9 protein-coding genes are annotated in these 9,326 nt (G+C 71.0%); 2 read left to right on the top strand and 7 right to left on the bottom strand.

What is annotated here, in order from left to right; translation table 11 throughout:
* Window positions 1-37: 37 nt before the first annotated feature.
* Complete coding sequence (locus tag ACSFA5_RS31480; protein ID WP_435448036.1) at window positions 38-1,417, top strand: HAMP domain-containing sensor histidine kinase; 1,380 nt, start codon at window positions 38-40, stop codon at window positions 1,415-1,417.
* A gap of 100 nt (window positions 1,418-1,517) precedes the next feature.
* Window positions 1,518-2,561: an NADP-dependent oxidoreductase gene (locus ACSFA5_RS31485; RefSeq protein ID WP_435447975.1), complete on the top strand. Its 1,044-nt coding sequence runs from the start codon at window positions 1,518-1,520 to the stop codon at window positions 2,559-2,561.
* Between the two features lie 4 nt (window positions 2,562-2,565).
* Here ACSFA5_RS31485 and zwf read toward each other — a convergent pair whose 3' ends face one another.
* From zwf to ACSFA5_RS31520, 7 genes are all read right to left on the bottom strand, one after another.
* Complete coding sequence (gene zwf, locus ACSFA5_RS31490) at window positions 2,566-4,029, bottom strand: glucose-6-phosphate dehydrogenase (RefSeq protein WP_435447976.1); 1,464 nt, start codon at window positions 4,027-4,029, stop codon at window positions 2,566-2,568.
* 72 nt (window positions 4,030-4,101) lie between these two features.
* Complete coding sequence (locus ACSFA5_RS31495) at window positions 4,102-4,419, bottom strand: hypothetical protein (protein ID WP_435447977.1); 318 nt, start codon at window positions 4,417-4,419, stop codon at window positions 4,102-4,104.
* A 75-nt stretch (window positions 4,420-4,494) separates the two neighbouring features.
* On the bottom strand, window positions 4,495-5,334 hold the full coding sequence (locus ACSFA5_RS31500; protein ID WP_435447978.1) for a DMT family transporter: 840 nt from the start codon (window positions 5,332-5,334) through the stop codon (window positions 4,495-4,497).
* Between the two features lie 98 nt (window positions 5,335-5,432).
* Complete coding sequence (locus tag ACSFA5_RS31505) at window positions 5,433-5,999, bottom strand: hypothetical protein (protein ID WP_435447979.1); 567 nt, start codon at window positions 5,997-5,999, stop codon at window positions 5,433-5,435.
* Window positions 6,000-6,049: 50 nt separating this feature from the next.
* Entirely contained in the window at window positions 6,050-7,210 is a 1,161-nt protein-coding gene (locus ACSFA5_RS31510; RefSeq protein ID WP_435447980.1) for an SLC13 family permease, read from the bottom strand.
* Window positions 7,207-8,472 (bottom strand): MFS transporter, encoded by a 1,266-nt coding sequence (locus tag ACSFA5_RS31515; protein ID WP_435447981.1) that lies wholly within the window; start codon window positions 8,470-8,472, stop codon window positions 7,207-7,209. Before ACSFA5_RS31515 ends, ACSFA5_RS31510 begins: the two co-directional genes overlap by 4 nt.
* A gap of 19 nt (window positions 8,473-8,491) precedes the next feature.
* Window positions 8,492-9,301, bottom strand: a complete 810-nt coding sequence (locus ACSFA5_RS31520) for a hypothetical protein (protein WP_435447982.1) — start codon at window positions 9,299-9,301, stop codon at window positions 8,492-8,494.
* Window positions 9,302-9,326 lie beyond the last annotated feature (25 nt).

Genomic DNA, 9,326 nt, shown 5'->3' on the forward strand with positions numbered 1-9,326 from the left:
CGTGAACCGCAGGGACCATCGCGCGGTGATGCGCGAGATGCGCCAGCGCATGGCCTGCCGCGAAGACATGTCGCGCGAGGAATGGCGCACGCAGTGGCACGCCCGCTGGAACGAGAAGGTGCAGGGCAAGCGCCGCTGGCGCCGCTCGCTGCGTGTTCGGCTGGTGCTGATGTTCGTGATGCTCGCACTGGTGATGGCGGCGGTGTTCATGGGCGGCATGAAGAAGTCGTTCTCCACCGGCTGGGCCGAGGCCGCCAAGCCGATGCTGACCGACTACACCGACCGCCTGGTCGCCGAGATCGGCGCGCCGCCCGACGTGGCGCGCGCGCAGGCGCTGGTGGCCCGGCTGCCCATCACCATCCGCATCGTCGGCCCCACGGTCAACTGGGACTCCAACCCCGGCGGCGCGAACGGCCCCGGCGGCTGGATGCACGACCGCGACGACATCTTCGGCGGCGACAAGTGGTTCATTCGCTCCACCGCCGACGGCCACCGCGTGATCTTCGGCTGGGCGCCCAAGCTGTGGCAGCTGGCGCCGCGCGTCATCGGCTGGGCCACGCTCGGCCTGCTGCTGTCGTGCGTGCTGCTGGCCTATGCCTACGTCAACCGGCTGCTGCGTCCGCTCATCGACATCCGCGAAGGCGCGCAGCGCTTCGGCCGCGGCGAGTTCACGCAGCCCATTCCCGTGCGGCGCAACGACGACCTGGGCGACCTCGCGGAGCGCATCAACACCATGGCCGACGACATCCAGGCCATGCTCGACGCCAAGCGCGGCCTGCTGCTCGCGCTCAGCCACGAGCTGCGCTCGCCGCTCACGCGCGCGCGGCTCAACGCCGAGTTGCTGCCGGCCACGCCCGAAGGCCAGCCTGAGCGCGAGGCGCTGCTGCGCGACCTGAACGAGATGCGCGACCTCATCAGCGACCTGCTCGAAAGCGAACGCCTCGCGAGCCCGCACGTGGCGCTGCTGCGCGAGCCGGTCGACCTGGCCGTGCTGATCCGCGAGACCGTGGCCGAGTTGCCCGGTGCGCAGCACGTGCACCTCGACCTGGCCGAAGGCCTGCCCCCGCAAGCCGTGGACCGCATGCGCATCCGCCTGCTGGTGCGCAACCTGCTGGACAACGCGCTGCGCTACAGCACCGACGCACCGAGGCCGCCCTGCGTGTCGCTGCGCGCGGTGCTCGACGGCAAGAAGCAGGGCGTGGAGATCGAGGTGCGAGACCACGGCCCCGGCGTGGACGATGCGCAGCTCGAGCGGCTGACCGAGCCCTTCTATCGCACCGACGGCGCGCGGGCGCGCGCCACCGGCGGCGTGGGCCTGGGCATGTACCTGTGCCGGCTGATCGCCGAGGCGCACGGCGGCGAGCTGACGGTGCGCAACGCCGGGCCGGGACTGCAGATCATCGTCCGGCTGACTTGAGCGATCGGGCGGCGGGGGCTGTCGCCTGCGCTACCAGCCGGGCCGGGGGGCACGGCTACGATGCGCCTCCCAGTCCGCATCGGTCCATCAAGGAGACACCATGAGCAGCCCCCTCGCCAACCACCAGGTCCGACTCGCCAAGCGCCCCGAAGGCGCGGCCACCCGCGAGAACTGGAAGTTCACCACCGAGCCCGTCGGCGAGCCGGCCGAAGGCGGCGTGCTGGTCAAGACGCTGTCGCTGTCGCTCGACCCGGCCATGCGCGGCTGGCTCAACGACGCCAAAAGCTATATCCCGCCCGTGGGCATCGACGAGGTGATGCGCGCCGGTGGCGTCGGCCGCGTGGTCGCGTCGAAGAACCCGCAGTTCGCGGTGGGCGACACGGTGTACGGCACGCTCGGCGTGCAGGAATACATCCTCGTGGCGCAGGAAGAACTCAAGCGCAACGGCCTCGTGAAGATCGACCTGAACGTCGGCACCATCGGCCAGTGGCTCAACGTGCTCGGCATGCCGGGCATGACCGGCTACTTCGGCCTGATGGACGTGGGCCAGCCCAAGGCGGGCGAAACCGTGGTGGTGTCGGGCGCGGCCGGTGCCGTGGGGCAAACGGTGGGCCAGTTGGCCAAGCTCAAGGGCTGCCGCGTGGTCGGCATCGCGGGCGGCGCGGCCAAGTGCGAGTGGGTGGTGAAGGAGCTGGGCTTCGACGCCTGCATTGACTACAAGGCCGGCGAAGGCGCTGTGCGCGCGGGCCTGAAGGAACACTGCCCGAAGGGCGTGGACGTGTACTTCGACAACGTCGGCGGCGAGATCCTGGACCACGTGCTGGCCAAGCTGGCGCGCAAGGCCCGCATCATCATCTGCGGCGCCATCAGCCAATACAACAACGCCAACAGCATGCCTGCGGCCGGGCCGCGCAACTACCTGAGCCTGCTGGTGAACCGCGCACGCATGGAAGGCATCGTGGTGTTCGACTACGCCGACCGCTATCACATCGCCATCGCCGAAATGGCCGGCTACCTGAAGGACGGGCGCATGAAGAGCAAGGAAGACGTGGTGAAGGGCCTCGACACCTTCCCCGAGTCGCTCAACAAGCTGTTCGCGGGGGAGAACTTCGGCAAGCTGGTGCTGGAGGTGGCCGAAAGCTGAGCGTTCAGTTGCCGGTCTTGTTCGGGTCGCGCCAGGCCCGCTCGAACGGCAGGCGCCACGCGTGCGGCGCAATCAGCTGGTGCACCGGCTTCGGCCCCCATGACCCCTGCTCGTAGAGCCGCACCGGCGGCGGCGATTCGAGCAGCGCGGTCGACACCTCCCACAGCCGCTCGATGCCCTCGGCCGTGGTGAACAGCGTGCGGTCCCCGCGCATCGCATCGAGTATCAAGCGCTCGTAGGCTTCCAGCACCTCGCCGGCCATGCCGGTGTCGCGCATCGCGAACTGCAGGCTCAGCTTGTCCAGCCGCATGCCGGGGCCGGGGCGCTTTCCGTAGAAGGACAGCGACATCTTCGACGCGTCCGCCAGGTCGAAGGTCAGGTGATCGGGCCCCTGCGCGCCGACGCCCGAGCCCGGCGGAAACATGCTCTTGGGCGGCTCGCGAAACGCGATGGAAATGATGCGCTGGCCCTCGGCCATGCGCTTGCCGGTGCGCAGGTAGAAGGGCACGCCGGCCCAGCGCCAGTTGTCGATGTGGCACTTCAGCGCAATGAAGGTCTCGGTGTCGGAGTCGGGGTCCACGCCTTCCTCGGCGCGGTAGCCGCTGTACTGGCCGCGCACCACGTCGGCGGGCCGGATCGGCTCCATGCTGCGGAACACCTTGTTCTTTTCTTCGCTGATGGGCGCGGGCTCCAGCGCGGTGGGCGGCTCCATGGCCATGAAGGCCAAAATCTGGAACAGGTGCGTGACCACCATGTCGCGGTAGGCGCCGGTCTGTTCGTAGAAGCCCGCGCGCTTGCCCAGGCCCAGCGTTTCGGGCACGTCGATCTGCACGTGGTCGATGAAGTTGCGGTTCCAGATGGGCTCGAACAGCCCGTTGGCAAAGCGGAAGGCCAATATGTTCTGCGCCGGCTCCTTGCCCAGGAAGTGGTCGATGCGAAAGATCTGCTCTTCCTGGAATACCTCGTGCAGCTTGCCGTTGAGCGTGACGGCGCTGGCCAGGTCGGTGCCGAAGGGCTTTTCCATCACGATGCGCGAGCGCTCCACCAGCCCGGCCTCGCCGAGCGTGCGGACCACGGTCAGCGCCGCGCTGGGCGGCACGCTCAGGTAGTGCAGGCGCCGGCACTCGGTGCCCAGCGAGGCCTCGGCGCGGTCGACGGCAGCCCGCAGCGCGCCAGCGCCGGCCGACAGGGGCACGTAGTCGAGCGTGGCGGCGAAGGCGTCCCAGTCGGCGGGCTTTGTCTTGCGGCTGCCGAACTCGTCGAGGGCCGCGCGGGCGGCGGCGCGAAAGCCGTCGACGTCGAGTTCGTCGAGCGACACGCCGATGATCCGGCAGCCCGGAATGAAGCCGGCGCTGCACAGGTGAAACAGCCCCGGCAGCAGTTTTCGCCTGGCAAGGTCGCCGGTGGCGCCCACCAGGACCACCACCTGCGGAAAACGCGGACCGACACCGGGAGGGATCTTCGCCATGTTGTCACCTTGGAGCTGTTGTACCCGGGCCCCAAGCGATTTCGGTGCCAGCCCCGGCGCCGGGCGTGCGGGTCAGTCGGTGGCGGGCCGCATGGGCACGTCGCCCAGCGCCTCGTCGTCACGCAGGCCGTGCGCGGACTTCAGCAGTTCGATCGACATGCCGTCGCTCTGTCCGGCAAAGCCCTTGGCAACGCCTTCGAGCACCGTCGACAGGCCGACTTCGCCGTCGGCACGGGCGTCCATGCTCACGTTCAGCACCCGGGCCGCCATCTGGCGGTAGGTGACGGCGCCCGCGCTCTCCAACGCGGCCACCAGGTCGAGGTACAGCGCCAGGTTCAGGTCGAACACCAGCTTGGGCGTGATCTCGAAATCCTCGTTCTTGTTGTGCATCGGTGTGGCTCCTTTTTTTCCTGAGGCTCCACTCTAGCCACAAAAAACGACCGGGCTCGTCGGATACGGCCTGATTCAGCGTGCGCGCGTGCCCATGACGGCCGCCGAGATGATGAGCAGGGCCGCGAGCGCGATGGTCCAGGTCAGCGGCCGTCCGGTCACGAGCAGCAGCAGCGCGGTCGAGCCCAGCGGCGTGAGGTAGCTCAGGATGCCGATCTGGCGCGCGTCGCCGCGCTTGAGCGCCATGTCCCACGCGAAGAAGGCCGCGCCCAGCGGACCCAGCCCGCACAGCAAGAGCAGCAACCCGTCGCGCCCCGACAACGCCACCGAGGGCTCGAGCACCGCGTGGCACGCCAGCGACAGCACGCCCGAGACCAGCCCGAACAGGCCGATGGCCGAGGTCGGGAAGGGCGCGACGCGCTTCGTGCCGAGCGAGTAGCTGGCCCAGACGAAGGCCGAGGCCAGCGCCGGCAGGAAGCCCCAGTAGCCCGAGAAGGTGGCCGTGCCGCCGCCCGCGCCCAGGATCGCGGCCGCCGCGCCCGCGAACCCCAGCAGCCCTGCCACCAGGTGCAGCGGGCGCAGCCTCACGCCCGGCAGCAACACCGGCGCCAGCACCACCATGAGCAACGGCCAGAGGTAGTTGACCAGGTTGGCCTCCACCGGCGGCGCGTAGCGCAACGCGATGAACAGCAGGAAGTGGTAGCCGAACAGGCCGTAGACGCCCAGCGCCAGCGTGCGCGGCGGCACCTTCCAGGCCCGCCGGTCGCGCAGCACGAGCGGCCAGCTCGGCACACTGCCGATGACGAGCGCCAGCCCCGTGAGCAAGAACGGCGGCAGGTGCGACAGGGCCGTGCCGAGCGAGGCGAGGGTGGTCCAGAGCGCGATGGCGAGCAGGGCGTAGACGGTCGATGACATGGGCCGAGAGGCTACGCGATCCGTTCGCCGAGAAACGAGGGCTTGCGTCTTGCTCCTTCCCCCTTTGGGGGAAGGCTGGGATGGGGGCAGGCCTCCGATCAGGCGCCGCCCTTCTCCGCGCCCCGCACCGCCCGGCCGTTGACCTTCACCGCCTCGACCACGCGCCCTTCGCCCGTGGCCAGCGGCTGGGCGTGGCCCTCGGCGCGCACCTTGTCGCCCACCTTCAGGCCCAGTCGCGCGAAGCCGTCGGGCCGGGTGTGGACGAAGTCGCCCGTGTCCAGCACCACGCCGTTGGCCTCGCCATGGCGCGCGTAGTTGAAGCGCACCACCGTGCCCGCGATGTCCGCGTCGGCGTCCGCGTTCTGCGGTGCCTCGCCGTCGACCGAGGCCAGCCGCTCGAAGCGGTAGACCGTGTGCCCGGCCTCGCCCTTGGGGGAGGGGCCTTCTTCGGTGCCCTCGATCACCAGCGCCTGGCCGGCCTGCAGGCCCGCGAAGGCGGGCGCGGCGCCTTCGTCGTGGCGCTCGAACACGAACTGCGTGAGCACGCCGTCGGTGTCGATCAGCACGCCTTCGACACCGCCCTTGGGGCTGTACACCAAATGCTGGAAGCGGCCTTCGACCGACCAGACGTCCAGCGTGTCATGGGTTTCGTGAGGATGTGGCATGGAACGAAAGTCCTTTGTGAGAGTGGTTGTGGAACAGGAAAAAACGCGTTTCAACCGAGCCGCAGCAGCACCGCCGACGCCGCGCACACGATCAGAAAAGGAATGCCGATGCGGTGAAACTCGCGCAGCCCGTGCGGCACCTTGGCCAGCCGCAGCGCGATGAGGTTGGCCAGCGAACCCAGCACGCAGCCGAAGCCGCCCACGCTCACGCCCGCCGCCAGCGCGGGCAGGTCGTGCACGTAGCGGTCCAACAGGATGGTGGCCGGCACGTTGCTGATGAACTGCGAGGTGACGATGGCCGCGAGGTACGCGCGCCAGCCTTCGGCAATGGGCCATTGCCCCACCAGCGCGGCCACCGACGGCAGCTCCGCCAGCTGGCGCAGGTCCACGAACATCAGCGCGATGATGGCCAGCAGCGCCCAGTCCACGCCCAGCAGCACGCGGCGCTGGAACAGCAGGTAGGCGACGAACACCACCGCCAGGCCCGCCAGCAGCCAGTGCCGGTCGAGCGCGACGACGAAACCCACGAACAGCACGCCCGAGAGCGCCAGCAGGCGCGGCTGCACCGGCGCGGCCTCGGCGGAGGGCTTGAGCGCGATGGCCGTGCGCGGCACCAGCAGCCACACGGCCACGAACAACCAGAACAGCATGACCAGCACGGTGGGCGCCATCATGGCCATGAAGCCGCCGAAGCTCTCGCCGGTGCGGTGCCACAGGTACAGGTTCTGCGGATTGCCGATGGGCGTGAGCGCCGAGCCCGCGTTCACCGCCAGCGCCTGCAGCACCACCAGCCGCGCCAGCGGCAGGTGCGCCTGCGTGGCCAGCACGCGCGTGAGCGGCACCAGCAGGAACAGGCTCACGTCGTTGGTGACCAGCGCCGACAGCACGGCGGCGGTGGCGGTGAGCAGCAGCGCCAGCTGGCGCAGGTTGGTGGTGCGCGCCAGCAGGCGCTGCGCGGCCGACTGCAGCATGCCGCTCTTCTCCACGCCCTGGGTGATGGCGAGCAGCCCGGCCAGCGCGCCCACGGTCTGCCAGTCGACCAGCTTCAGCCAGTCCATCGGCGCGCGCGGGCGCAGAAAGGCGAACAGCACGGCCACCGCGACCAGCACCCAGAGCAGGCCGTTGCCGCCGCCTTCGTGGGGCGGTGGGGCCTGGCTGTCCGCAGGGGCAGATGAAGAAGGGGGCAGGGCGGACACGTTGTCTTGGGTCATGGGGCGGCGGGGGTCAGTGCGGAGTCGGCGGGCGCGTTCGCCATCGAACGGCGCCGGTCGCGAGTTTCCGGTATGGCCAGTGCGAACAGCGTCAGCGCACAGGCCGCGACGCCCGCCAGCATCACGAAGGCCGTGCCGTAGCCGGCCAGGTGCGCCACCGTGCCCGCCACCAGGTTGCTGAGCGCCGCGCCCAGCCCCACGCAGGCCGCGCCGATGCCCAGCGCAAAGTTGAAGTGCCCGCTGCCGCGCGTGAGGTCGCCGATCATCAGCGTCAGCATCACGCCGAAGATGCCCGCGCCGACGCCGTCGAGCACCTGCAGCGAAAGCAGCGCAGCCGGGCTGTCTGCCAGCAGGTACAGCAGGCCGCGCACCGGCAGCACCGCGAAGCCGACGAGAAAGATCGGCTTGCGCGCCAGCCGCGGCGCCCAGCGCCCGACCGCCAGCGCGATCGGAATGGTGACCAGTTGCGTGACGATGACGCCGCCCGACAGCCACAGCGTGGCCGAGGTGCCGGCCCGGCTGCCGACCTTCTGCGCCACCAGCGTGAGCATGGCGGCGTTGGCCAGGTGGAACAGGAAGGCGCAGACCAGCAGCACGACGAGGCGGCGGTCGTACCAGCGGGCGGTGGCGGGCGCGGTGGGGGCCTCGCGATCGGCATCGGCATCGGCGCCGCGCGCCAGCCGTGGATCGACATCGCGCTGGCGGATCAGCATCGCCGCCGCCACGGTCGGCAGCGCCATCGCCACCGCGTAGAAAAACATCGCATGCGGGCCGAACGCGTGGCCGACCCCGCCGGTGCCTAGCGCCCAGAGCACCGTGCCCGCCGCGGTGATGGCCGCGTTGCGGCCGACGCGCGCGTCCAGCCCGGCGCGCCCCACCATGCCCAGGCTGGTGGCCGCGATGGCGGGCGCCACCAGCGTGCCCGCCGCGCCGACGAGCGACTGGCCCGCCAGGATCACGCCGTAGCCCGGCCAGTTCGCCATGACCACCAGGCACACCGCGATGAGCGCGATGGCCCCCGCGATCCAGCGCGGCTTGTTCGGCACGCTGTCGATCAGCGCGCCGGCCGGCGCCTGCACCACCAGCCCCACCAGCGCGGAGACGAACATCACGGTGCCGATGCGCTGCGGGTCCCAGGCCAGCGTGCCGGCCATGAAGACGATCAGGAACGGGCCGACGCCGCCCTGAATGTCGGGCGCGAAGAAGGCCAGTGCGTCGAGCGCGCGCAGGCTGCGGCGCGACGGAGCGGAGGTGGCGGTCATGGCGTGCGGGCCTGGCGGATCAGGACGCCGGCAGCGGGGCCGGTGGCGCCATCAGCGGGCCGGGCGGCGTCGGCCCGGCGCCGTGCGGACCGCGGGGGCCGCCCGGACCGGCCGGACCACGCGGTCCGGGCACCAGCCCCGGCCCGCCGAACACCTCGCGCACCGTGTCCGCGCTCTGGCCCAGGCGGGTGGCTTCCAGCGCCGTGCCCTGCGCGCCGCGGGTGCCCCAGCCGCGCGCATGCAGCTGCGCGCCGGGTTGCAGCTGCGTGCCGTACATCGCGCCGATGTGCGGCGGGAAACGCACGATGGTCTTGTCCGCGAGCACCACGCCGCGCACGTCGCCGCGGTCGGTGTACAGCAGGCGCTCGATGCGCCCGCTCGCCGACAGGGCGCTGAGCGCGCCCGGCTCGCGTGGCGGCGGCGGGGCCATGCCGGGGGCCGGCGGCTGGTCGGTCAGGCTGCGGCCGTTCGCGGTGAGCGACTGCATGCGCACCACCGGCACGTGGGGCGCGCGCCAGCCGCTGACCTGCACCGTGTCGCCCGGCTTGAGCATCTGCATCACCGCTGCCGAGAAGTGCGGCGCAAAGGCGACCTGCGTGCCGTCGGCCAGCAGCAGGCCGTCGGCCTCGCCGTTCGGGTTGACCAGCCATTGCTGCACGCGGCCGGTGGCGACCGTGCCTGCTTCGGGGGCGACGGGCGGAACGGGTGCGGCGGCGCCAAGCGGCGGCAGCAGCACCGGACCGCCGGGCGGGGGCGGCGGCATCTGGGCGAAGGCTGCGCTGCCCGCCAGCAGGCAGGCGGCGGCGAGGAGGGTGATGCGGGATGTCATGGGCGCTCCTTGGGGTGGGATGCCC

Origin of the sequence: Variovorax monticola (genome assembly GCF_051216855.1) — a bacterium.
In the GTDB taxonomy this organism is placed as follows: domain Bacteria; phylum Pseudomonadota; class Gammaproteobacteria; order Burkholderiales; family Burkholderiaceae_C; genus Variovorax.